Source organism: Streptomyces sp. NPDC026062 (assembly GCF_055568375.1).
In genome coordinates this window covers 15,775-39,692 of the sequence record NZ_JBVHOQ010000003.1, presented here as the reverse complement: position 1 = coordinate 39,692, position 23,918 = coordinate 15,775, and the positions used below count along the sequence as shown (strand labels likewise).

The following is a 23,918-nucleotide window of genomic DNA, read 5'->3' as shown; positions in this document are numbered from 1 at the left end:
GGAATGTGCAGGGTGTCGGTAACTTCCCGTCACTTTAGTCCACCCTGCCATTCGATCGATTCCCGATCAATCAACCCGACAGCGCGTCGGCCCTCGCTTTGTTCACCCGGCCGGGTGACCGAGTGTGAGACTTGTGGGTTACCTCACAACAAACGCCATTGACGTTCTTTGTCCGCTTCAACACCACGCCGGTACGGCCGGCGCGGGCTAACGTCTTGTCCATGTCGACTTCCGCGCACTCCACCGCCGAGCCCACCACTCCCGCCGCAGGCCAGGCCCGTACCGACGGCACCGTCACCGACCGGCTGGTCGATGCGAACGTCCAGTACGCCTCCGCGTTCACCGACCCCGGAATGGACGCGAAGCCCGTGCTGCGCGTCGCCGTGGTCGCCTGCATGGACGCCCGTCTCGACCTTCACAAGGCGCTCGGTCTGGCGCTCGGCGACTGTCACACCATCCGCAACGCGGGCGGCGTGGTCACCGATGACGTGATCCGTTCGCTGTCGATCAGCCAGCGGGCCCTCGGCACGCGCAGCGTGGTCCTGATCCACCACACGAACTGCGGCATGGAGTCGATCACCGAGGAGTTCCGCCGGGATCTGGAGATGGAGGTCGGCCAGCGGCCCGCCTGGGCGGTGGAGGCCTACAGCGACGCGGACCAGGACGTACGGCAGTCGATGCAGCGCGTCCGCACCTCGCCGTTCCTGCTGCACACCGACGACGTGCGCGGCTTCGTCTTCGACGTGACCACCGGCCTGCTGCGCGAGATCCTTCCGGCTTCCTGACACCGGGGCCCAGATCTTTCCGGATTCCTCGCACGGGGGTTTCGGACGGACACATTCCGGCAGCGAAAATCCCACTGAACCCGACATACCTCCCTCAGTTATCCACAGGCGAGTGACACGAAGCGGTAACGGCAACAAGAATGCGGGTGTGACACCCCGTCGGACCCCGTCCGACGTGGTGTCCGTGTTTCGGGGTGGGCCGGGCCGCACGAGAGCACCGGCCCGTGACTGGGGAACCCCCGCTGCTCCTGGGGAGCGTGGGGCAGGGCCGAGGAGGGCCGGGTGACGACCTATGACGATCGAGCGAGCCTCACAGATCTGACCACCACAGTGGAGCGGGTACGCGGGTCGGTGGAGCGTGTGATCGAGGGCAAGCCCGAGGTCGTACGCCTTTCGCTGACCGTGCTGCTCGCGGAGGGCCATCTGCTGATCGAGGACGTGCCCGGAGTGGGCAAGACCATGCTGGCCAAGGCGCTGGCCCGGTCCATCGACTGCTCGGTGCGGCGTATCCAGTTCACACCGGATCTGCTGCCCTCGGACATCACCGGTGTGTCCATCTTCGATCAGCAGCGCCGCGACTTCGAGTTCAAACCGGGCGCGATCTTCGCCCAGATCGTGATCGGCGACGAGATCAACCGCGCGTCGCCCAAGACCCAGTCCGCGCTCCTGGAGTCGATGGAGGAGCGCCAGGTCACCATCGACGGCCACAGCTACGAGCTGCCCGATCCGTTCATGGTCGTGGCCACGCAGAACCCGGTGGAGATGGAGGGCACGTATCCGCTGCCCGAGGCCCAGCGCGACCGGTTCATGGCCAGGGTGTCGATCGGCTATCCCAGCGCCGAGGCCGAACTGCGGATGCTCGACGTGCACGGCGGCCTCTCACCGCTCGACGACCTCCAGCCGGTGGCGCACGCCCACGACATCGTCAAGCTGATCGAGGCAGTGCGCTCGGTCCACGTCGCCGAGGCCGTCCGGCGGTACGCGGTACAGCTCGTCGGGGCCACCCGCAGCCACCCCGATCTCAGGCTCGGTGCCTCGCCGCGCGCCACCCTGCACCTGCTGCGTGCCGCCAAGGCCTCCGCCGCGCTGAACGGTCGCGACTACTGCCTGCCGGACGATGTGCAGTCCCTTGCCGCCGCCGTGCTCGCCCACCGGCTGCTTCCCACGGCACAGGCCCAGCTGAACCGCCGCACCGCCGAACAGGTGGTGCTGGAGATCCTTCAGCAGACCCCCGTGCCGACGGCGTCGACCACCGCGACCACCGCGGCCACCGCGGTGCCCCCGCACCGGGCGGGCACGGTGTACGACGGCCGGCAGCAGCCCGGCACGCGGCGGATCTGATGGCCGCCGGGGGGCCGACCGCGATGGACGACAGCGACGACAAGGGCGGGCTGCGCGCCGCCCTGGGCGGGCTGACCACGCGCGGAAGGTCCTTCCTGGCGGCCGGTGTCGCCGCCGCGGTCTGCGCCTATGTGCTGGGCCAGGGGGATCTGCTGCGGGTCGGCCTGCTGCTCGCCGTGCTGCCGCTGGTCTGTGTGACGGTGCTCTTCCGGACCCGTTACCGGGTCGCGGGCACCCGGCGGCTCTCGCCGTCCCGGGTGCCCGCGGGCACCGAGGCACGGGTCCATCTGCGGATGGACAACGTCTCGCGGCTGCCCACCGGTCTGCTCATGCTCCAGGACCGGGTGCCGTACGTGCTCGGCCCCCGGCCGCGTTTCGTCCTGGACCGGGTGGAGGCGGGCGGCCGGCGCGAGGTGTCCTACCGGGTGCGGTCGGACCTGCGGGGGTGCTACCCGCTCGGCCCCCTGCAACTGCGGCTGAGCGATCCGTTCGGGATGTGCGAGCTGACCCGTTCGTTCAGCGCGTACGACACGCTCGTCGTCATCCCCAGGACCGAGCCGCTGCCCCCCGTGCGGCTGGCGGGCGAGGCCACCGGTTACGGCGAGGGACGGCAGCGGTCGCTCGCGCTGGCGGGCGAGGACGACGTCATCCCGCGCGGTTACCGGCACGGCGACGATCTGCGCCGTGTCCACTGGCGCTCCACCGCACGCTACGGCGAGCTGATGGTGCGCCGCGAGGAGCAGCCGCAGCGGGCCAGGTGCACGGTGCTGCTGGACACACGCCGCACCGCCTACCAGGGCACGGGGCCCGACTCGGCGTTCGAGTGGGCCGTCTCCGGAGCCGCGTCCACGCTGGTGCACATGGTGGAGCGGGGCTTCTCGGTCCGGCTGCTGACGGACGACGGCACGGCGGTGCCGGGCGAGGGCGAGAGCGGTTTCGCCCATGACTCGGCGGAGTCGGCCGGGCTGATGATGGACGCCCTCGCGGTGGTCGACCACTCCGACGGGGGCGGCCTGTCGCGCGCGTACGACGTACTGCGCGGTGGCGATGAGGGCCTGCTGATCGCCTTCCTCGGTGAGCTGGACGAGGAGCAGGCCGCGGTCGCGGCCCGGATGCGGCAGCGCAGCGGCGGGGCCGTCGCGTTCGTCCTGGACAGCACCGCCTGGGTGCACGGCCGGTCGTCCGCCTCCGACGCGGCCTGCGAGCAGCGGCTCCGGCTGCTGCGCGAGTCGGGGTGGACGGCGGTGCCGGTCCGGCCCGGCACGGATCTCGCCCCGCTGTGGCTTCGGGCGAGCCGGCACGGTTCGCTGAACCAGTCCGCGTCGGTGGGCGGTTCCGCGGGCGGTACGACAGATTTCTCCGGTGGTTGGTCATGAGGGGACGGTCATGAGCGGTCGTGGTCGGCTGGCGCTGTGCGCCTTTGCGGCGACGCTGATGGCGGCTTGTTCGATGCTGCCGCTGGTCGACCCGGTCACCTGGTTCCTGGAGGCCTCGTTCCTGCTGGCCGTCCAGTGCGGCGTGGGGGCGCTCGGCCGGCGAGTGCCGCTGCCCCGGCTGCTGACCGTCGGCGTGCAGGCGGTCGCCCTGGTGGTGCTGCTGACCGTGGCGTTCGCCCGGGAGGAGGCCCTGGCAGGGTTCCTGCCCGGCCCGCAGGCCGTGCAGCGGATCGCGGATCTGCTGACCGTGGGCGCGGACGATGTCGGCCGGTACGCGATCCCGGCACCCGACACCCCGGGCATCCGGCTGATGATGGTGGGCGGGGTGCTGCTGATCGGGCTCGCGGTGGACGCGCTGGCGGTCACGTTCCGCAGCGCCGCTCCGGCCGGGCTGCCCCTGCTGGCCCTGTACTCCGTCGCCGCAGGGCTCTCCAACGGCAGCGCGGACTGGCTGTGGTTCCTGCTGGCCGCCTGCGGCTATCTGCTCCTTCTGCTGGCCGAGGGGCGTGACCGGCTCTCCCAGTGGGGGCGGGTCTTCGCCGGTGCGGCCAGGCCCCGGGGCGGCTCCGCCTCCGGCATCGGCTCCCGGGGCGGCCCTCTCGCCCCGGTCCGCACCGGGCGGCGCATCGGCGCGCTCGCACTGGGAATCGCGCTGGTCGTGCCCGCCGCCCTGCCCGCGCTGGACAGCGGACTGCTGGCCGGCACGGCGGGCGGCAACGGCAAGGGCGGAGGCGGCGGCACCATCTCCGCGGTGAACCCGCTGGTCTCCCTGCAGAACAACCTCAACCAGCCGGAGAACCGGGAGGTGATGTCGTACCGCACCAACGCGTCCGGTGCGCAGGACTTCTACCTCCGCATCCTGGCCCTGGACCAGTTCAACGGAAACGAATGGCGGGCCTCCACCCGCCGTCTGAAGGACGTACCGAAGCGGCTCCCGGACCCGACGGGCCTGTCGCCGGACGTCGCGGTGACGGAGATCAGCACGAACATCTCCGCGTCCGGTTCCTACCAGCAGACCTATCTGCCGCTCCCCTACCCGGCGACCGAGGTGAGGGTGGGCGGGCGCTGGCGGTACGAGCCCGAGGGACGCACCCTCGTCGGGGACGACGGGGAGAACACCGGCGGTGCGCAGTACGAGGTCTCCAGCCTGGCCGTGCAGCCGACCGCCGGCCAGCTCGCGGGTGCGGGCACGGTCCCGGCGGCCCTGCGCCGCGAGTACACCAAGGTGCCCGGATCCCTGCCGGAGGTGGTCAGGAAGACGGCCGTCGAGGTGACGAAGGGGTCCGCCAACGCCTACGAGCAGGCGGTGAAGCTGCAGAACTACTTCGCGTCCGAAGGCGGCTTCACCTACGACACCTCGGTGAACTCGGGTACCGGCAGCGCGGCGATCGGCCGGTTCCTCAGAGACCGGCGGGGCTTCTGCGTCCACTTCTCGTTCACCATGGCCGCGATGGCACGGACGCTGGGCATCCCGGCCCGCGTCGCCGTGGGCTTCACACCCGGCACCGCACAGTCGGACGGTTCGATGTCGGTCGGTCTGCGCGATGCGCATGCCTGGCCCGAGCTGTATTTCGAGGGCGTCGGATGGACGCGTTTCGAGCCCACGCCGACGCGCGGTTCCACTCCGTCGTACACCCTGCCGGACGCTCCCTCCGGCGACTCCGCCGACCCGGCCCGGCCCGAGACGGATGCCTCGGCGGCGGCGCCGGTCACGCCGTCCCCGTCGGACAGCTGCCCCGCCCAGATGCGCAGGCAGGGCGAGTGCGGCAGCTCGGCGCTCCCGGGAGCGGTGACGCCCACGGACACGGGGACGCCTGCGGGGACGGTGCTCGCGGTGGTACTGGCGGCGGTGCTCGTCCTGCTGCTCCCGTTGCTGCCCATGATCTGGCGGACCCGGGTACGTGCCCGCAGGCTGGGCTCCTCCACCGGGCGCACCCCGGCGGACGCGACCGCGAGAACGCTGGCGGCCTGGCAGGAGATCACCGACACCGCGTGGGACCACGGAATCGAACCGGACGAGTCCCGGACCCCGCGCAAGGCGGCCGCCCGGGTGGTCCGGATGGGCCGGCTGGACACGGAGGCGGCCGAGGCGGTGCACCGGGTGGCGGGCGCGGTGGAGCAGGTGCTCTACGCGCCGGAACCGCAGCCGGCGTCGGGGCTCGCGGAGGACGCGCAGGCGGTGCGGACGGGCCTCCGGAACTCTGCCGACCGGTTCGCCCGGTTCCGTGCGGTCGTGGCACCGCGATCGGCCGTACGGGTGATGTGGGCGGCGTCGGAGCGCTGGGCGGCCCTGACCGGCAGGTTGCGGGCACCACAGCGGCCGACGTGGTTGCGGCGCCCGTCCCGCCAGCAGGGCTGACGCCCCGGGGCCCGGGCGAGCAGGCCCCGGCCCCGGGAGGACCGGGGCCGGGGCTCAGATCCCGCCCGAGGCCCGGGGGCCCGCTCAAAGCCCAGGTCCCGCCCGAGGCCGGGGCCTTCTCCCTTCAGGCATGCCGGTCAGGCACACATGTGAGGCACACGAATGAGGGGCGGTCGCAGAAACGCGACCGCCCCTCACCCATCAGTGTTTCCGAGCGCTTACTGGCCCTGCTCATCGCGGCGGCGCTGCCACCGTTGTTCGATCCGGTTCATCACGGACCGGCGCTGCTTGGGCTGACGCCGTGTGGCCGTACCACCCGCGCGGACTGCCTGTTGTTCGCCCGGCTTCGGCGCCTTGCGCCAACCGGTGACCGCGAGCACCGCGCAGCCCAGCATGACGAGGAACCCCACCACGCTGATCCAGATCTGCTGGGCGACCATTCCGGCCATGAGGAGCGCGATTCCCACCAGGAAGCCAGCAACTGCCTGGTAGACCCGTCGCCGGGTATATGTACGCAGCCCACTTCCCTCGAGCGCTGTCGCGAACTTGGGATCTTCGGCGTACAGCGCTCGCTCCATTTGCTCGAGCATTCGCTGCTCGTGCTCCGAGAGCGGCACGGAGTCCTCCTCGTCGTCGGCCGCCGGGGGGCGGCCGGTATGCGGCCCTTCCAGGATAGGCAGGGAATCGTCCCCGTGAAACCCGCCCTCATTGCCAATCAGCCAGTCCGGGCCGCCACGACGGCTCAGCTGCTGAGGCGTTGATTCCCCAACCTCCGATCCGTCATGCCGGATGGTGTCCCCCGATCATACGGGGCCAAGGCCCTGATCGGGGCTGCTGGGGCGTACTCCGTCTGCAGCTGCGTTGCTGATCAGCCGCGCCGCGATCGCGATCCGGCCACCTCTCAGGCCCGCTTGGTGCCCAGGATGTGCAGCTGGGTCGCCACCGAGTGGAACGCCGGCAGCTCGGCCGCCGCCGCCTCCAGCTTGAGCAGGGCCTCCATGGCACCCGGCTCGGTGTCCACCAGGACGCCCGGCACCAGGTCGGCGAAGACGCGTACCCCGTGGACGGCGCCGACCTCGACGTCCGCACCCTCGACAAGCGCGGTGAGCTGATCGGCCGTGTACCGCCGAGGCACCGGGTCGCCCTCGCCCCAGCGGCCGGCCGGGTCACCGAGCGCGTGCCGGGCCTCGGTGAAGTGACCGGCGAGGGCCCGTGCCAGAACCGCACCGCCGAGCCCGGAGGCGAGCAGGCTGAGCGCACCGGCCGGACGGAGCGCCTCGACCGCGTGCCGCACGCCCTCGGCGGGGTCGTCCACGTACTCCAGGACTCCGTGGCAGAGCACCGCGTCGTATCCCGCGCGCCCGACCACGTCGAACAGGCCGAGGATGTCGCCCTGGACCCCGTGGACCCGGTCGGCGACCCCGGCCTCCGCTGCGCGGCGCTCCAGCGCGAACAGCGCGTTGGGGCTGGGATCGACGACGGTGACCCGGTGGCCCAGGCGCGCGACGGGCACAGCGAAGTTGCCCGTACCGCCACCGGTGTCCAGTACGTCCAGGACGTCCCTGCCGGTCGCCTTGACCTGGCGGTCGAGAGCGTCCTTGAGGACCTCCCAGACCACGGCGGTACGAAGGGAGGCACGGGGGCGCAGCTGGTCCGACACGGCAGTTGTCTCCTCGGCACGGTGCCGTCACTGACGGCGGAGCGTGAACGACGGCAGGCGATGGGTCGCTTCCACCCTATTGCCTCGCACCGCCGCCGCCGTCATCCCGCATCCGTCCCTTCCGCCCGGGGCTGCGGAAGGACCGGCTGGAGCACCAGCAGCCTCTCCACCAGGCGAAGGAACATCGACGCATCGCGCAGCAGGTCGTCCGCGTCCCTCCGGCAGGCGGCTCCGGGTATGCCCGCTTCAGCCCGCGCCCGGCGGCGGGCACCGGAGGCGAACAAGGCACTCCACTCGGTGAGCTCGGGGGCGATTTCCGGCAGGACCTCCCAGGCGCTGCGGATCCTCTCCCGGCGCCGGAGGGAGGTCTCGGGCCGCCCCCGGACGGCGAGCACCGCGGCGGCGGTGCGCAGCGCGGCGAGGTGGGCGGTGGCATAGCGCTCGTTGGGCACGTCGAGAACAGCTGCCTCTTCGAGGCCGGCGCGGGCCTGGGCGAGGAGATCGAGAGCGGCGGGCGGCGCGGTGGCGCGCCGGATTACGGGGTGGACGTCGTGCGCCGGACCGGTCGGTGAGGGGGCAGGGCCGTCTGCGCGGCGTCGCGGAGCGGCTGCTGCGGACGAGTGGGCCATGACAGAACCTCCTGTCTCGTAACGGCTTCGTGGCCGTCTGTATCCATCGTGACGGCCCCCACTGACAATCCCCCCGAATCCGTCCCCGACCTGGCCCTTTGTCTCCATCTCGCGTTCAGGCTATCTTTTTGAACTGACTGGTCAGTGCAAACACTCGGGAGGGTCAGTGGACAGCCTGGAGAATCCGCACGGGGCAGCCGTCACAGCCGACGGTCTCGGCCTCAGGGGGCCGCGCGGATGGGCCTTCCGGGACGTGACGTTCAGCGCCGCGCCCGGGTCCCTGATCGCGATCGAAGGCCCGTCCGGATCAGGCCGCACCTGCCTGCTGCTCGCCCTCACCGGCCGGATGCGCCCCACCGGGGGCGAGGCCGCGACCGGCGGCCTGCGCCTGCCGCGCCGGGCCGCCGCCGTGCGCCGGATCGCGGCGCTGGGCCCGGTGCCCGGGGTCAGCGAACTCGACCCGGCGTTCACCGTCACCGAGCACCTGCGCGAGCGCGCCCTGCTGCAGCGCCGCTTCGACGGCTCGCTGCGCACCCTGCTTCGACCCCGCCGCGAGCGCGTCGCGGCGGCCCGTGCCCGCATCGACGCCGCCCTGGAGGCGGCCGGGCTCGACCCCGCCACGCTGCCCAAGGCCGAGCGGACCTCCGTAAGGGATCTGAAGAGGCTGGAAGCGCTGCGGCTCTCCGTCGCCCTCGCGCTGATCGGCCGGCCGGGGCTCCTCGCGGTGGACGACGCCGATCTGGGGCTCTCCGACACGGAACGCTCCGAGGCCTGGGCGCTGCTGCGCGGCCTCGCGGCCGACGGCACGACCGTGCTGGCGGTGTGCAGCCAGGCTCCCGAGGACGCGGTCACCGTGCGTACCGGCACCACCGGTGCGGCGGATCCCACCCACCTCACCGGGGAGCCCGCGTCGCGGGCCACTCCGGCACACGACGAAGGGACGGCCGATGCGTTCGCCGAGACTGGCCGCGCTTGAGCTCCGGCGCTTCGGCAGGGGGAGGCTGCCGCGTGCCGCGCTGGCCGCGCTCCTGCTGCTTCCGCTGCTCTACGGCGCCCTGTACCTGTGGTCCTTCTGGGACCCGTACGGACGCCTGGACCGCATCCCCGTCGCGCTGGTCAACGACGACAAGGGCGCCACGACCGGGGGCAGGCGTCTCTCGGCCGGGGACGAGATCACCGGCAGGCTGCTCGACTCCAAGGTCTTCGAGTGGCACGAGGTGAACGCCGCCGAGGCGGACAAGGGAGTCGAGGACGGTACGTACTACCTCTCGCTGACCATGCCGTCGGACTTCAGCGAGCGCATCGCCTCCAGTGCGGGCGAATCCCCCGAGACCGGCGCGCTCCAGGTGCGCACCAATGACGCGAACAACTACATCGTCGGCCAGATCTCCCGGACGGTCTTCTCCGAGGTCCGCACCGCCGCCTCCACCAACGCCTCCCGGAGCTTCCTCGACCGGATCTTCATCAGCTTCTCCGGTCTCCACGACGCGACGGCGAAGGCGGCCAGGGGCGCCGCCGACCTGGAGGGCGGGATCGGCATGGCGAAGAAGGGCTCGAAGGACCTCGCGGACGGGCTGAAGGACGCGAAGGCCGGAAGCAGCCGGCTGGCCACCGGAATCGTCCGGCTGAACAAGGGCGCGGACGACCTGGAGACCGGATCGCGCCAGGTCGCGGACGGCACCCAGCTGCTCGCCGACAAGGTCAACGGCGTGGCCGAGGACGTCCGCCCGTACCTGAAGGACAACGGCAGGGCCATCGGCGACGCGGCCCGGCTCGTCGCCGACTCCTCGCAGACCGTACGGGACAACCTCGGCCTGCTCGTGAAGGCGGCGCCCACCGCGGCCACCGCCGCCCACACGGCCTCCGACGACCTCGCCGATGTCCACCGCACCCGGTGCGTGGAACAGCCCCTCCCCGACCCCACGGTCTGCGCCCCCTTGAAACGGGCCGTGACGGCGGCGGCGGACGTCGCCGCCGTGGCCGACGACGTGAACGTCCTGGTCAAGGACCAGAACGGGGACCTCAGGAAACTGCGCACCCAGCTGACCACCCTGCAGCAGCGGGCGAACGCCCTCGCCGAGCGGGCGCCGCACCTGGACGAGGACCTGGAGAGCGCCGTCAAGAAGATCAACGCGCTCAACACCGGGGCCCACAAGGTCGCCAAGGGCGCCGGCCTGCTGCACACCGGTCTGACCACGGCCAAGTCGGGCTCCGCCGACCTGAACACCGGGGTCGGCAACCTCAAGAAGGGGGCGACGAGCCTGGACAGCGGCCTCATCCGGCTCGGCGACGGTTCGGCGACGCTCGCCCAGGGGCTCACCGACGGCGTGGACAAGATCCCCGACTACGACAAGAAGGACCGCGAAGCGCGTACGGGGGTCATGGCCGATCCCGTGCAGCTGGCCTCCCAGTCACTGCACACGGCCCCGAACTACGGCACCGGCTTCGCGCCCTACTTCATCCCGCTCTCCCTCTGGGTCGGCGCGATGGTGGCGTACATGCTGATCCAGCCGCTCAACCGGCGTGCGCTGGCCGCCGGGGCACCTGCCTGGCGGACCGCCTTCGCGGGCTGGCTGCCGGTGGCGGCGATCGGTCTGCTCCAGGTGGCCGCGCTGATGTCCGTACTGCACTGGGGGCTCGGTCTGCGGATGGCACACGCCGCCGGAACCATCGGCTTCCTCGCTCTGGTCACCTGCTGCTTCGGCGCGATCGTGCAGTGGCTGAACGCCCGTTTCGGGGCGGCGGGCCGCATCCTGGTCCTCGCGGTGCTGATGCTCCAGCTGACCTCGGCCGGCGGTACGTACCCCGTACAGACCAGTCCGGGCTTCTTCAACGCGATCCATCCGTACCTGCCGATGAGCTACATCGTCGAAGGCCTGCGCAGACTGATCACCGGCGGCGGACTCGGCCCGGTCTGGCAGGGCTGTGCGGTGCTGCTGGCCTTCACCGCCGGGGCGCTCGCGCTGACCGCCGTCTCCGCGCGCCGCAAGCAGATGTGGACGCTGGACCGGCTGCATCCGGAGCTGAGTCTGTGAGCGCGCCGGGACCTGTGAGAATCACAGGCATGGAAAGCAGTAGCGCCACCCGCCGCCAGGCCACCCGGCAGAAGCTCTACGAAGCGGCCGTGACCCTCATCGCCGAGAAGGGCTTCTCCGCCACCACGGTGGACGAGATCGCCGAGCGCGCCGGGGTCGCCAAGGGCACGGTGTACTACAACTTCAAGAGCAAGACCGAACTCTTCGAGGAACTGCTGCGCCACGGTGTCGGGCTGCTCACCGCCTCGCTGCGCACGGCGGCGGAGGAGACCGACGGGCGCGGCGGCAGCCGGGTCGAGGCGCTGGACTCGATGATCCGGGCCGGTCTGGTCTTCATCGACCGCTACCCGGCCTTCACCCAGCTGTACGTGGCCGAGCTGTGGCGCACCAACCGCGCCTGGCAGGCCACCCTTCTGGTGGTGCGCCAGGAGGCCGTCGCCGTGGTCGAGGGTGTGCTCAGGGAGGGCGTGGAGGGCGGCGAGCTCAGCAAGGAGATCGACATCCCGCTGACGGCGGCCGCGCTGGTCGGCATGGTCCTGGTGGCGGCACTGGACTGGCAGGCGTTCCAGCCGGAGCGGTCGATCGACGACGTGCACTCGGCGCTGTCGCTGCTGCTGCACGGGCGGGTCAGCGGACGCTGACCCCGGCCCCGCCCGGCACCCGCCGGCCCCGTCCGCACGGAGCGCCGGCCCGGCTCCTCCCGGCACCCCGGGACACATGAAGACGCCGGCCCGACGGGGCCCGGTCCCCCCGGGCCCCGTCCGACCGGCGTTTCCGTGCTGCCGGAGAACCTTCCCCCGTGACCCCGTGTCCCCCGTGGCCCCAAGTCCTCCGCCGCGCACCCCCGTTCGGAAAAGAGTGCCGCGCCCGTTCCGCCGCCCCGTGCCGGCGGTACCGGCGCAGCGCCCCTTCCGTGGTCCCCACTCTGCCGTCCTCGCAGGTCGCGCCCCATCCGCGTCCCTACTCATCTCACGCTCTAGGTACGGGTACTCAGACGTGCGCACACGCGCCCTCCCGCTCCGGTACGCCGACTGGTTACGATCGCCCCCGTGTCCGTACTCCCCCTGGTGTTCACAAGCGGCTGGGCGAGCGGGATCAACGCCTACGCGGTGGTCCTCCTGCTCGGCGTCTTCGGCGCGACCGGAGCGGCCGACGAGGTGCCGGATCCGCTGCAGCGCACCGATGTCCTGATCGTGGCCGGTGTGCTCTTCCTCTGCGAGATGGTGGCGGACAAGATCCCGTACGTGGACTCGGTCTGGGACACGGTGCACACCGTCATCAGGCCGGTCGCCGGGGCGGTCGTGGCGGCGCTGCTGGCGGGCGACAGCGGTTCGCTTCCGGAGGTCGCGGCGGGAGCCGTCGGCGGTTCCGCCGCGCTGATGAGTCATCTGGTGAAGGCGGGCACCAGGATGGCGGTCAACACCTCCCCCGAGCCGTTCAGCAACATCGCCGTGAGCACGGCCGAGGACCTGGGCGTCGCCGGAATCGTCGCCTTCGCCCTGTTCCATCCGTGGATCGCGGCCTCCATCGCCGCGGCCCTGCTGATCCTCGGCCTGGTGACCGTGGCCTTCCTGGTCTCCCGGATCCGTCGGTTCCTGCGCCGCAGGGCGCAACGCCGCGAGGAGAAGCGGCTGACCGTTCCCGCTGCCCACCAGCCTGACGGCTGAGCTGTCGGCGGCGGCCGTTGAGCGTGGCCGGCCACCGGGGGCGGACGACGGGGGCGGACGACGGAGCCGGACCGGGTGCGTGCGTGCGGCTGCGCGGCTGCGAACAGAGCCGTCGCCGATCCCTGGTGAATGACGACAACACCGCAGGTGAGCATGGCCGGTCCCGCGCCGCCGCCCCGTTTTCCGGATGCTCTAGAGTCGCAGCCATGGCACGTATTGCGGTGATCGGCGCCGGGTTGGGCGCGATGTCGGCGGCGGCCCGGCTGGCCGTGGCAGGCCACCGGGTGACGGTGTACGAGCGTTCGGAGACATTCGGCGGATCGGTCGGCCGCTACGCCCTGGACGGCTTCACCTTCGACACGGGCCCCGGCCTGCTGCATCTGCCCGCCGTCTACCGCGACCTGTTCGTGAAGACCGGCAAGGAGCCGCTGGAGCGGTGCGTCACCCTGGCCCAGGTCGATCCGGCGAGCCGTCATGTCTTCGCGGACGGCACCGAGGTGGCCCTGCCGAACGCCTCGCGGGCCGGCGTCGTCGCGGCCCTGGACGCCGCGCTCGGGGCCGGCGCGGGCGGGAGCTGGGGTGCCTTCCTCGACCGGGCCGCACAAGCGTGGGACCGGTCCCGGCGGCCCCTGCTGGAGGAGCCCCTGCGCCCCGACTGGCAGGTGCTGACCCGCGATCCGTATCCGGCGACCGTCCGGCGGCGGATGCTGCGCCCCGCCCGCCGGGCCGGCACGGTGGCGGAGATCGGCTCCTGGGAGCTGGCGGATCCCCGGCTGGCCGCCCTGCTGGACGGATACGCGCTGTCGTACGGCCTCGATCCGCTGCACGCCCCGGCGAGCACGGCGCTTCTGCCGTACATGGAGGAGACGTTCGGCAGTTGGTACGTCCGGGGCGGCATGCGCGGGCTTGCGCAGGCGGTGTACGAGCGGTGCCTGGCCCGGAAGGTGGAGTTCGTCTTCGGCGCCGAGGTGGCCCGGGTCCTGGAGAAGGATGGCCGGGCGGCGGGCGTGGAGCTGGCGGACGGCACGGTCGCGGAGGCGGCTCATGTGGTGCTGGGCGCGCGCCCGCACCCGGGCCTGATGCCCGCTCAGGAGCTGTGGCGGGACGGCGATGTGACGGTGCAGCCCCGGCCGGAGGGCTCGGGCCCGACCGGCAGGTTCCTGGTCCTGCTCTCGTTGCGCGGCGCACGGCCCTCGGACACCGCGCACCGGACGCTGGTGCATCCGGCGGACGGGGCGGCCGAGCGCGAGGCGGTGTTCGGCGGCCGGCTCGCCACGCACCCCACGGTGACGGTGCTGCGCCCCGACGATCCGGCCACCCGTCCCGACGAGGCCCACGAGGCCGTGACGCTGTCGGCGACAGTGGCCCCGCACGGACCGGTGGACTGGACGGACGAGGCGCTGCGGGCGCGGTACGCGGACACCCTGATCGACACGGCGAGCGCGGCCGTGCCGGGCCTGCGGGACCGGGTGCTCCGGGTGGAGGTGCGGACGCCCGCCGAGACCGAGGCCGAGACCGGTGCGGAGGGCGGCGCGGTTCCGGCCCCCGCGCTGGCCGGCGCCGGGGGCGGCCACCTCCACGCGGCCAACCGCACCCGGCTGCCGGGACTGCTCCTGGCGGGCGGCTGGTCGCATCCGGGCGGCGGTCCGGCACACGCGGGCATGTCCGGCGCGCTCGTCGCGGGGATCGTCGTCGAGGGGGACGGCTTCCGCGGCTCGCAGTGAGGCGAGGGGGACGGCTTCCGCCGCCCGCGGCGGGGCGAGGCACCCCGTCGCCCGGCCGCCCGACCGCGGGGCCTGCCCTCCGTACGGGCGGCCCGTCAAGCCCTGGGATCGCCGCCGGCAGTACGGCCGGTGGGCCCTGCGATCAGTAGCGGTACTGCTCGTTGTAGCCCGTGTCGTAGCCGTTGGGGTACGGCGTCGGCTGGGCGGGCCGCTCCGGGGGCGTCTGCGGGTACTGCTCACCCTCGCGCTGCTGCGGCACCCAGACGCCACCCGGCGGAGTCTCGGGGGCGTACGGCTGGGACTGGCCGTACGGGGCGGACTGGGCGTAGGGGTCGGACTGGGCATACGGGTCGGCGAACTGCCGGCCGCCGCCGTAGCTGTCGTAGCTCCCGTCGTTCCCGTCGTTCCCGTACGCGCCGTACTGCGGGGTGCTCGTGGTGGTGCCGATGTACGGGTCGGAGTACGCGGCGTACTGCTGCTGGTCCGTGCCGTAGTCGTACTGCCCGGCGCCCGCGTAGGTGTCCTGGCCTGCGCCCGCGTAGCTGTCCTGGCCGCCGCCCGTGTAAGGGGGTTCCTGGCTCTGCGGCGGGAAGACCGAGTAGTCGGTGTACGCGGCGTACTGCGGCTGCTGGTGCGGATCCTGCTGGTGCCCCTGCTGCGGGCGGTGATCGGTGTAGACGCCGTACTGCCCGGTGTCCTCGGGCAGCGGCTCCGGCGCGTAGACCTCGGCCGGCGCGGTCTGCGGTGCGGCCTCCGGCCGGGCCGGTGTTCCCGGGTCGTACTCCGTCTCCAGGTCCGAGACCTGGAGGGTGGGTTCGCGGTCGCCCGCGCCGCGGCGGCGCCGGCTCGCCCCGGGGTTTCCCCCTATGGCCCAGCCGGTCGAGAAGCCCCGGCGGAAGGAGAGCGTGACGTACGTCTGCCCCGTCGCGAAGGCGATCGCTCCGACGGCGATGACGAACACGGAGGGCATCAGGACACCGACGACGACACCGAGGAAGCCGGTGAAGGCGAGCAGACGCCAGCGCAGACGCGCCTTGTACTGCAGCAGCACCTCACCGAGCAGCCAGAGCGCAACGATGCCGAACGCGATGTAGAGGACCGTCCAGCCCATGCCCGCCCCCTTCTACGGCCACCGCCCCGGATCGTGGCGGGTACGGCCGGTCACGACTGCTTGTGCAGTCCGAGATTTTCGTAGATCTCGAGCGTCGCTGTCGAGTTGTTCAACGTGATGAAGTGCAGCCCGGGCACACCCTCGGAAAGCAGCTTCGCGCAGAACCGCGTTGCGAAGTCGATGCCAATGGAGCGTACAGCGGCGGGATCGTCCGTGGCGGCGAGGATGCGTTCTTTCAGCTCCGCGGGCAGAGTCGCGTTGCTGAGCTGCGCGAATCTCTCCAATTGCCGAACACTCGTGAGAGGCATCACTTCAGGAATGATCGGGGTGTCGCAACCCGCAGCGACCACCCGGTCACGCATACGCAGATAATCCTCGGGGTCGAAGAACATCTGCGTGATCGCATAGTCCGCACCGGCGTGGCACTTGTCCACGAAATGCCGGATGTCGGTATCCCAGTCGGCAGAGCGCGGATGCATCTCGGGGAACGCCGCGACGCCGACACAGAAATCGCCGGATTCCTTGATCAGCCGGACGAGATCCGCCGCATACCGCACACCCTGCGGGTGCTCGACCCACGGGCCCATCGGGTCACCCGGCGGGTCTCCGCGCACGGCGAGGATGTTCCGGATTCCGGCGTCCGCGTACTGGCCGATCATGTTGCGCAGCTCGGCGACGGAGTGGTTGACCGCCGTGAGGTGCGCGACCGGAGTGAGCGTGGACTCGGCGGCGATGTCCTGAGTCGCCTTCACTGTCCCGGCCCGGGTGGATCCGCCGGCTCCGTACGTCACGGAGACGAAGCTCGGTCCCACCGCCTCGACCCGGCGCAGCGCGTTCCAGAGGTTACGCTCGCCCTTCTCGGTCTTGGGCGCCCAGAACTCGAAGGAGTACGAGGTCTTGCCGGTCTCAAGCATCTCACGCACCGTGCGCGCGTGATCTGTCCTGGTGGAGGGTGTGCCAAGGGCCATACCGGCAGGTTAACCAGGGTGAGGCGGGCTCCCAACCGAACTCGGGATATTTGCCTTGATTGCCCGATTCTTTGTCCACGCTTCGGACACTCCTGTCCCGAAACGGCCCATGGCTCGCCCGGTCACTCGCCGGCGCGGTCCCGGATTCTCCGCGCCAGCCCGGCGGCGGCCGCCGCCGGATCGGATGCCTCGGTCACGGCCCGCACGACGACGACCCGGCGGGCTCCGGCGTCCAGCACCTCGTCGAGGTTGCCGGCGTCGATCCCGCCGATGGCGAACCACGGACGGGCCGGGGCGAGCGAGGCGGCATAGCGGACGAGGTCCAGACCGGGGGCGTGCCGTCCGGGCTTCGTCGGGGTGGGCCAGCAGGGGCCGGTGCAGAAGTAGTCCACGCCGGACTCGGCGACGGCGGCGTCGACCTCGGCCTCGGCGTGTGTGGAGCGGCCGATGACCACGTCACCGCCGATGATCGCGCGGGCAGCCGGGACCGGCAGGTCGCCCTGGCCCAGGTGCAGCACGTCGGAACCGATGGCGTGGGCGACATCGGCCCGGTCGTTGACCGCGAGGAGCTTGCCGTGGCGCTTGCAGGCATCGGCGAAGAGCGCCAGATGTTCGAGCTCCTCGGCCGCCTCCATGCCCTTGTCGCGCAGCTGGATGACGTCCACACCGCTGGAGAGGACCGCGTCGAGGAACGCGGGAAGGTCCCCCTGGCGCCGACGCGCGTCCGTGCACAGGTAGAGCCGGGCGTCGGACAGCTGCGCGCGAGGTGTGGACATGGTGCGGTTCCCCCCGGGGAAGGCGATGGCGGCGGTTCGGTGCTGCCGCGCGGAACGCGGGCCGCGGCATGCGGCCCGCGTCCTCCGTGCGGCAGTGGGTCAGACGGCGAGCGCCTGGGCCCGGCGCTTCACCTCCGTGCCGCGATTCTCACTCAGCGCCTGCGCGGGCGTGCCCGGCAGGGTCGGGTCGGGTGTGAAGAGCCATTCCAGCATCTCCGCGTCGGAGTAGCCGTCGTCCTTCAGGAGCGTCAGGGTCCCCGAAAGGCCCTTGACCACCTTGTCCGCGTCGATGAAAGCGGCAGGCACCTGGAGCGCCCGGTTCTCACCACGTCGTACGGCGATGAGCTGGCCTTCCTTGACCAGCTGGCGCACACGCGTCACCTCGACACCGAGCATTTCGGCGATGTCGGGAAGGTGGAGCCAGGCGGGTACGAGAGCATCGGTCTTTGCGTCAATCTCGGTCACGGGGACAAGCGTGCCATCCCGGACCGACAGTCGGTACCCGGGCCGACCGTACGGGGGCCGGACGCGCCGTCAGAGCGTGGCCGACTTCAGGGGCACGGAGGGGTCGGCGACCTGCTCGGGGACCAGCTCGGCACCCGATTCGACGAGCCTGCGGCCCTGCGCCAGATCGCGCGGACGGCCGACCGCCAGTACGGCGACGAGCGCTCCGGCGCGCAGCCAGCACACCGTCCACGCCGGTTCGGCCGGATCGCCGCGCCACACCAGCGTGTCGGCCCCCGCGTGATGGCCCGCGTACTGGACGAAGCGGCCGAACTGCTCGGACCAGAAGTAGGGCACGGGGTCGTAGACCGGCGGCTGCCCCCCGCCCTCCGGAGCGGTGACGGTGGCGGCGACGGTCCGGGGCCCCTGGAGGGCGTTGTCCCAGTGGTGGACGAGCAGCCGCGCCCCGTACCGGGCGGAGGGGAACGAGGCGCAGTCGCCGACCGCGTACACATCGGGGAGCGAGGTGCGCAGGGAGGCGTCGGCGGTCACCGACCCGTCCGGGCCGAGTTCGATCCCCGATCCGGTCAGCCAGCCGGTCGCGGGCCGGGCCCCGATGCCGACCACGACCGCGTCCGCCGGGATCTCGCGGCCGTCCGCCAGGACCACGCGGCCGGCTTCGACGCGGTCGACCCGGGCGCCGGTGAGGAGTACGGCGCCGCTGTCCGCGTACCAGCCGGCCATGGGCGCGGCGACCTCGGCGGGCAGGGCCCCGGCGAGCGGGCGTTCGGCCGCCTCGACGACGGTGACCGCGCAGCCGGCCGCGCGGGCAGCGGTGGCGAACTCGGCGCCGATCCAGCCGGCGCCGACGACCACCACGTCATGGCGCTGTTCGAGGACGGGGCGCAGCCGTGCGGCGTCGTCCAGCGTGCGCAGCAGGTGGACGCCCGGGATGCCCTCGGTGCCGGGCAGCACCATGGGCTCGGCACCGGTGGCGATGACCAGGACGTCGTAGGGGACGGGCCCGTCCGGGGTGTCCAGTTCGTGGTCGGCGGCACGCAGCGCGGTCACGTCGACACCGAGCCGCAGGGTGATGTCCAGCTCCTCGAAGTCGATGTCGAAGGCCGAGCCCTCGGCCTTGCCGAGCAGGACCGCCTTCGACAGCGGGGGCCGGTCGTACGGCTGGTGCGGCTCGGCGCCGATCAGCGTGACGGGGCCGGCGAAGCCCTGTTCGCGCAGGGCCACCGCGGTCTGCACGCCCGCCATGCCCGCTCCGGCGATCACCACGCGGCGGCGCTGCCGCGGCTCTGTCTGCTGCTGTCCGGTCTGCTCGTCCACCCGCCCACCTTAAACACCTGACGGATCGTCAGTAAGCCGGTTCCCGTGATGGCCCCGCCGGATCTCCGGTGTGCCCGCCGGATCAGCTTCCCCGCGCCCGTGCCCGCTCCCTTGCGAGGGGCGCGGGCCAACGGTCTAGGGTGGCCGTGCACATCACTCGCGGGAGCCCGGACGTACCGGGCTGAGAGGGAGGCTGGACGGCCTCCGACCGTACGAACCTGATCCGGGTCATGCCGGCGAAGGGAGGGGCTGGACGCCATGCGCGCACACCGTACGAACGGGTCCGACGTCCTCGTCATCGGCGGCGGCATCATCGGCCTGGTGATCGCCTGGCGGGCCGCGCAGCGCGGCCTGGCCACCTCGGTCGCCGATCCCGAACCGGGCGGCGGCGCGGCCCAGGTCGCGGCGGGGATGCTGGCCGCCGTCACCGAACTCCACTACGGCGAGGAGATGCTGCTCGGTCTCAACGTCGAGTCCGCCGCACGCTATCCGGCGTTCGCCGCCGAGCTGGAGGAGGCGAGCGGACGGGACATCGGCTTCCGCGCCTGTGGCACGCTGGCCGTCGCACTCGATGCCGACGACCGCGCTCATCTGCGGGAGCTCCACGCCCTGCAACGCCGCTCGGGCCTGGAGTCGGAGTGGCTCACCGGCCGGGAGTGCCGTCGCCTCGAACCGATGCTCGCACCGGGGGTACGCGGCGGGCTGCGGGTCGACGGCGACCACCAGGTCGACCCCCGACGGCTGGCCGCCGCGCTGCTGACGGCGTGCGAACGGGCCGGGGTCGTCCTCCACCGCCAACGGGCCGAGCGGCTCTCGGTGACGGGCGACCGGGCCGCCGGAGCCGTACTGGCCGACGGGACGGAGGTGGCCGCCGACCAGGTCGTGCTCGCCGCGGGCAGCCTCAGCGGCCGGCTCGCGGGGGTGCCGGAGCATGTCCTGCCTCCGGTCCGCCCGGTGAAGGGCCAGGTGCTGCGGCTGACCATGCCCACCGCGTACGCCCCCTTCCTCTCCCGCACCGTGCGGGCGGTGGTCCGGGGCAGCCATGTCTATCTCGTGCCGCGTGAGAACGGGGAGCTCGTCATCGGCGCCACCAGCGAGGAGATGGGCTGGGACACCACCGTCACGGCGGGCGGTGTGTACGAGCTGCTGCGCGACGCGCACGAACTGGTGCCGGGCATCACCGAGCTGCCGCTCACCGAGACGCGCGCCGGTCTGCGCCCCGCCTCCCCCGACAACGCCCCGCTGCTCGGCCGGACCGCGCTGCGCGGCCTCCATCTCGCCACCGGCCACCACCGCAACGGGGTGCTGCTCACCCCCGTCACCGGGGACGCCATGGCGCGGCTGCTGACGGGCGGCGAGCTGCCCGAGGTGGCCCGCCCCTTCTCCCCCGGCCGCTTCTCGCCCGCCGCCGCCCTACCTCAGGAGCAGCCCGCATGACCGAGCCCACCCCGCGTTCCGCCTCCCCTTCCGCCCCTCTCCCCGCTTCCCCTGCCGCCCCGCCTCCCGCCTCCCTTCGCGTCTCCGTGAACGGCGAGGCACGCGCCGTCGCGCCGGGTACCACCCTGGACGTCCTGGTCGCGTCGCTGACCCGTGCGCCGTCGGGCGTCGCGGCGGCCCTGAACGAGACCGTCGTACCGCGCGGCCAGTGGCCCGGCGTCGCACTCGGCGACGGCGACCGGGTCGAGGTCCTCACCGCGGTCCAGGGAGGCTGACCGTGTCCGACGACCTCTTCCCGCTCGGCGGCACCGTCCTCGGCTCCCGGCTGATCATGGGGACGGGCGGGGCGCCCAGCCTCGACGTACTGGAGCGCTCCCTGACCGCGTCCGGCACCGAGCTGACGACCGTGGCGATGCGCCGCCTCGACCCGACCGTGCAGGGCTCCGTGCTCTCCGTACTGGAGCGGCTCTCCATCCGCGTGCTGCCGAACACGGCCGGCTGCTTCACCGCGGGCGAGGCCGTGCTCACCGCCCGGCTCGCCCGCGAGGCGCTCGGCACCGACTGGGTCAAGCTGGAGGTGGTGGCGGACGAGCGCACCCTGCTGCCCGATCCCATCGAGCTGCTGGACGCCGCGGAGACGCTGGTGGACGACGGCTTCACCGTGCTGCCCTACACGAACGACGACCCGGTGCTGGCCCGCAAGCTGGAGGACGTGGGGTGTGCGGCGATCATGCCGCTCGGCTCCCCCATCGGCTCGGGTCTGGGCATCCGCAATCCGCACAACTTCCAGTTGATCGTCGAACAGGCGCGGGTCCCCGTGATCCTGGACGCGGGGGCGGGCACGGCGTCGGACGCGGCGCTCGCCATGGAGCTCGGGTGTGCGGCCGTGATGCTGGCGTCGGCGGTGACCCGGGCCCAGGAACCCGAGCTGATGGCCACCGCGATGCGCCACGCGGTGGCGGGCGGGCGGCTCGCGTACCGCGCGGGGCGGATCCCCCGCCGCCACTTCGCCGAGGCGTCGTCCCCGACGGCGGGGCGGGCGGTGCTGGATCCGGAACGTCCGGCGTTCTGACCCCGGCGCACGAGCGGGTCCGGCGTTCCGCTCCCGGGCACGGACGGCCCTCGTGGTGGATCTCACGCCCCGGGAGCGGGGCCTCCCGGTCCCCGCTCCCGGCCCGTTCGACGGCAGGGAATCGCATGTCCCTGTCACGGCTCGGCTGCAGTACGGCGCCGGGACCGCTCCGCACGTCGGTCGTGTCGGCGGTGGCTCGTAGACTCGGCTGCGTGGATACGACCCTCCAGGACCCTCTCGTCGGGCAGCTGCTCGACGGCCGCTACCGCGTCGATGCCCGCATCGCCGTGGGCGGCATGGCCACGGTCTACCGGGCCATGGACACCCGGCTCGACCGGGTGCTCGCCCTCAAGGTGATGCACCCGGCGCTCGCGACCGACGCCTCGTTCGTCGAGCGCTTCATCCGCGAGGCCAAGTCGGTGGCCAGGCTCGCGCACCCCAACGTGGTCGCGGTCTTCGACCAGGGCGCCCAGGGGCAGTACGTCTACCTCGCGATGGAGTACGTCGCGGGGTGCACGCTGCGCGATGTGCTGCGTGAGCGGGGCGCCCTGCAGCCGAGGGCCGCGCTGGACATCCTGGAGCCGGTGCTCGCCGCCCTGGGGGCCGCGCACCGGGCGGGCTTCGTCCACCGGGACATGAAGCCGGAGAACGTACTCATAGGCGACGACGGCCGGGTCAAGGTCGCCGACTTCGGCCTGGTCCGGGCCGTGGGCTCGGTCACGAACACCACCGGGTCCATCCTGGGGACGGTCTCCTACCTCGCCCCCGAGCAGATCGAGCACGGCACCGCGGACACCCGCGCCGATGTGTACGCGTGCGGCGTCGTGCTCTACGAGATGCTCACGGGCACCAAGCCGCACACCGGTGATTCCGCCGCCCAGGTCATCTACCAGCACCTCAACGAGGACGTCCCGGCACCCTCCGCCGTCGTCCCGGGTCTCCCGGCCGAGCTCGACGCGCTGGTGGCGAGCGCCACCGCCCGGCAGCCCGAGGTCCGCCCGTTCGACGCGGTGGCGCTGCTCGCCGAGTCCCGCCAGGCCCGGTCCGGCCTGACCGACGCACAGCTGGACGCCGTGCCGCCGCAGGCCCTGGCCGAGGACCACGACGGCGGCGAGGACCGCACGAGCGTGATCCCCCGGGCGCTGCCGCCCGGCCAGGGCACCGCCCATCACACCAGCCGGCTGGAGATGCCCCCGCCGCTGCCCCCGCGGCCTCAGGGCCGCCGCGCGGGGCTCCGCGGGACACCTCGGCGCGGCGTCATCGTGGCGGTCCTCGCCGTACTGCTCGTCCTGGGGATCGGCGGGGGCGTCTGGTACATCAACTCGGGGCAGTTCACTCAGGTCCCCTCGCTGCTGGGCCAGAGCGAGAAGGAGGCCAAGGAACGGCTCTCGAAGGCGGGTCTCGAACTGAAGGGCGTGCGGCGGGCGTACAGCGACACCGTCGAGCGCAACACGGTGATCAGCAGCGATCCGAAGCCGGGCGCCCGGATCCGGGGCAACGGCGCGGTGTCACTGGTCGTCTCGCGCGGTCCCGAGATCGTGACCGTGCCCGACGTCCAGGGTGTCGGACTCTCCGAGGCCAGACGCCGGCTGGAGAAGAAGGGCCTCGTGCCCGGCATGATCACCAAGGAGTTCAGCGACGACGTGTCCGCCGGTGAGGTGGTGCGTACGGAACCAGGGGCGGGCGCCGAGCGCCACCCGGACTCAGCGGTCGCGATCGTCGTCTCCAAGGGCAGTCCGGTCGACGTCCCCGATGTCACCGGCCTCTCCGTCGAGGACGCCACCGCCGCGCTGGAGGACGAAGGCCTGAAGGCCAAGGTGCTGCCGGACCGGGTGAACTCGCCGGAGGTCGCGGGCGACATCGCCGAGCAGTCACCGGCCGAGGGCGAGGAGGCCGCCGAGGGCGACACCATCACGCTCACGGTCTCCGAGGGCCCTCGGATGATCGACGTCCCGGACGTCACCGGCAAGGACGTCGACGACGCCCGCAGCACGCTGGAGGACGCGGGCTTCGAGGTCAAGGTCGACCGCCCGTTCCTCTCCTTCAGCGACACCATCGCGAGCCAGTCCGTCGACGGCGGCGACCAGGCCCCCGAGGGCAGCACCATCACCATCAAGACCAAGGGACTGTAGATCC

21 protein-coding genes and 1 riboswitch are annotated in these 23,918 nt (G+C 72.3%); of the genes, 13 read left to right on the top strand and 8 right to left on the bottom strand.

The features are described 5' to 3' along the window. The first annotated feature begins 221 nt into the window (after positions 1-221). The 4 genes from ACZ4LX_RS03380 (at position 222) to ACZ4LX_RS03365 (ending at position 5,921) form a co-directional block, all read left to right on the top strand. Positions 222-785 (top strand): beta-class carbonic anhydrase, encoded by a 564-nt coding sequence (locus ACZ4LX_RS03380; protein WP_467634901.1) that lies wholly within the window; start codon positions 222-224, stop codon positions 783-785. A gap of 282 nt (positions 786-1,067) precedes the next feature. Beyond that, the gene (locus ACZ4LX_RS03375) at positions 1,068-2,126 is read left to right on the top strand and encodes an AAA family ATPase (RefSeq protein ID WP_467634898.1); all 1,059 of its coding nucleotides are present in this window, start codon (positions 1,068-1,070) and stop codon (positions 2,124-2,126) included. After that, positions 2,126-3,502 (top strand): DUF58 domain-containing protein, encoded by a 1,377-nt coding sequence (locus ACZ4LX_RS03370; protein WP_467634895.1) that lies wholly within the window; start codon positions 2,126-2,128, stop codon positions 3,500-3,502. The genes ACZ4LX_RS03375 and ACZ4LX_RS03370 overlap by 1 nt, the downstream gene beginning before the upstream one ends. 10 nt (positions 3,503-3,512) lie before the next feature. After that, positions 3,513-5,921, top strand: coding sequence for a transglutaminase TgpA family protein (locus ACZ4LX_RS03365; protein WP_467634891.1), 2,409 nt, complete (start codon positions 3,513-3,515; stop codon positions 5,919-5,921). Between the two features lie 218 nt (positions 5,922-6,139). Here ACZ4LX_RS03365 and ACZ4LX_RS03360 read toward each other — a convergent pair whose 3' ends face one another. The 3 genes from ACZ4LX_RS03360 to ACZ4LX_RS03350 form a co-directional block, all read right to left on the bottom strand. Then, on the bottom strand, positions 6,140-6,538 hold the full coding sequence (locus ACZ4LX_RS03360; protein WP_467634888.1) for a DUF3040 domain-containing protein: 399 nt from the start codon (positions 6,536-6,538) through the stop codon (positions 6,140-6,142). A 284-nt stretch (positions 6,539-6,822) separates the two neighbouring features. Continuing rightward, positions 6,823-7,581, bottom strand: a complete 759-nt coding sequence (locus ACZ4LX_RS03355; protein ID WP_467634885.1) for a class I SAM-dependent methyltransferase — start codon at positions 7,579-7,581, stop codon at positions 6,823-6,825. A gap of 101 nt (positions 7,582-7,682) precedes the next feature. After that, the gene (locus ACZ4LX_RS03350) at positions 7,683-8,210 is read right to left on the bottom strand and encodes an SAV_6107 family HEPN domain-containing protein (protein WP_467634882.1); all 528 of its coding nucleotides are present in this window, start codon (positions 8,208-8,210) and stop codon (positions 7,683-7,685) included. A 175-nt stretch (positions 8,211-8,385) separates the two neighbouring features. Between ACZ4LX_RS03350 and ACZ4LX_RS03345 the strand changes: the two genes are divergently transcribed. The 5 genes from ACZ4LX_RS03345 to ACZ4LX_RS03325 all read left to right on the top strand — a co-directional run bounded on the left by ACZ4LX_RS03345 (position 8,386) and on the right by ACZ4LX_RS03325 (position 14,636). Then, positions 8,386-9,186, top strand: coding sequence for an ATP-binding cassette domain-containing protein (locus tag ACZ4LX_RS03345; protein ID WP_467635716.1), 801 nt, complete (start codon positions 8,386-8,388; stop codon positions 9,184-9,186). Continuing rightward, positions 9,158-11,245, top strand: coding sequence for a YhgE/Pip family protein (locus ACZ4LX_RS03340; protein WP_467634879.1), 2,088 nt, complete (start codon positions 9,158-9,160; stop codon positions 11,243-11,245). The genes ACZ4LX_RS03345 and ACZ4LX_RS03340 overlap by 29 nt, the downstream gene beginning before the upstream one ends. A gap of 29 nt (positions 11,246-11,274) precedes the next feature. Then, a complete protein-coding gene (locus ACZ4LX_RS03335) occupies positions 11,275-11,886 on the top strand; it encodes a TetR/AcrR family transcriptional regulator (RefSeq protein ID WP_467634876.1) in 612 nt (203 codons plus the stop codon). A gap of 408 nt (positions 11,887-12,294) precedes the next feature. After that, entirely contained in the window at positions 12,295-12,912 is a 618-nt protein-coding gene (locus ACZ4LX_RS03330) for a DUF4126 domain-containing protein (protein ID WP_467634873.1), read from the top strand. Positions 12,913-13,118: 206 nt separating this feature from the next. Beyond that, positions 13,119-14,636 (top strand): phytoene desaturase family protein, encoded by a 1,518-nt coding sequence (locus ACZ4LX_RS03325; protein WP_467634870.1) that lies wholly within the window; start codon positions 13,119-13,121, stop codon positions 14,634-14,636. Between the two features lie 142 nt (positions 14,637-14,778). On the opposite strand, the gene ACZ4LX_RS03320 is transcribed toward ACZ4LX_RS03325, so the two are convergent. The 5 genes from ACZ4LX_RS03320 to ACZ4LX_RS03300 all read right to left on the bottom strand — a co-directional run bounded on the left by ACZ4LX_RS03320 (position 14,779) and on the right by ACZ4LX_RS03300 (position 19,201). Then, a complete protein-coding gene (locus ACZ4LX_RS03320) occupies positions 14,779-15,747 on the bottom strand; it encodes a hypothetical protein (protein ID WP_467634867.1) in 969 nt (322 codons plus the stop codon). 50 nt (positions 15,748-15,797) lie between these two features. Continuing rightward, positions 15,798-16,715 (bottom strand): methylenetetrahydrofolate reductase [NAD(P)H], encoded by a 918-nt coding sequence (gene metF / locus ACZ4LX_RS03315; RefSeq protein ID WP_467634864.1) that lies wholly within the window; start codon positions 16,713-16,715, stop codon positions 15,798-15,800. Positions 16,716-16,837: 122 nt separating this feature from the next. Further along, positions 16,838-17,491: a thiamine phosphate synthase gene (gene thiE / locus ACZ4LX_RS03310; RefSeq protein WP_467634861.1), complete on the bottom strand. Its 654-nt coding sequence runs from the start codon at positions 17,489-17,491 to the stop codon at positions 16,838-16,840. 99 nt (positions 17,492-17,590) lie between these two features. Then, the gene (locus ACZ4LX_RS03305; protein ID WP_467634858.1) at positions 17,591-17,956 is read right to left on the bottom strand and encodes an Rv2175c family DNA-binding protein; all 366 of its coding nucleotides are present in this window, start codon (positions 17,954-17,956) and stop codon (positions 17,591-17,593) included. Positions 17,957-18,025: 69 nt separating this feature from the next. Continuing rightward, a complete protein-coding gene (locus tag ACZ4LX_RS03300) occupies positions 18,026-19,201 on the bottom strand; it encodes an NAD(P)/FAD-dependent oxidoreductase (protein WP_467635711.1) in 1,176 nt (391 codons plus the stop codon). Between the two features lie 221 nt (positions 19,202-19,422). Further along, positions 19,423-19,535: riboswitch (TPP riboswitch) on the top strand. Between ACZ4LX_RS03300 and thiO the strand changes: the two genes are divergently transcribed. From thiO to pknB, 4 genes are all read left to right on the top strand, one after another. Beyond that, complete coding sequence (gene thiO / locus ACZ4LX_RS03295; RefSeq protein WP_467634855.1) at positions 19,532-20,710, top strand: glycine oxidase ThiO; 1,179 nt, start codon at positions 19,532-19,534, stop codon at positions 20,708-20,710. Its footprint overlaps the riboswitch before it by 4 nt. After that, a complete protein-coding gene (thiS, locus tag ACZ4LX_RS03290) occupies positions 20,707-20,985 on the top strand; it encodes a sulfur carrier protein ThiS (protein WP_467634852.1) in 279 nt (92 codons plus the stop codon). The genes thiO and thiS overlap by 4 nt, the downstream gene beginning before the upstream one ends. A 2-nt stretch (positions 20,986-20,987) precedes the next feature. Then, positions 20,988-21,782 (top strand): thiazole synthase, encoded by a 795-nt coding sequence (locus ACZ4LX_RS03285; protein WP_467634849.1) that lies wholly within the window; start codon positions 20,988-20,990, stop codon positions 21,780-21,782. Between the two features lie 212 nt (positions 21,783-21,994). Next, on the top strand, positions 21,995-23,914 hold the full coding sequence (pknB, locus tag ACZ4LX_RS03280; RefSeq protein WP_467634847.1) for a Stk1 family PASTA domain-containing Ser/Thr kinase: 1,920 nt from the start codon (positions 21,995-21,997) through the stop codon (positions 23,912-23,914). Positions 23,915-23,918: the final 4 nt, after the last annotated feature.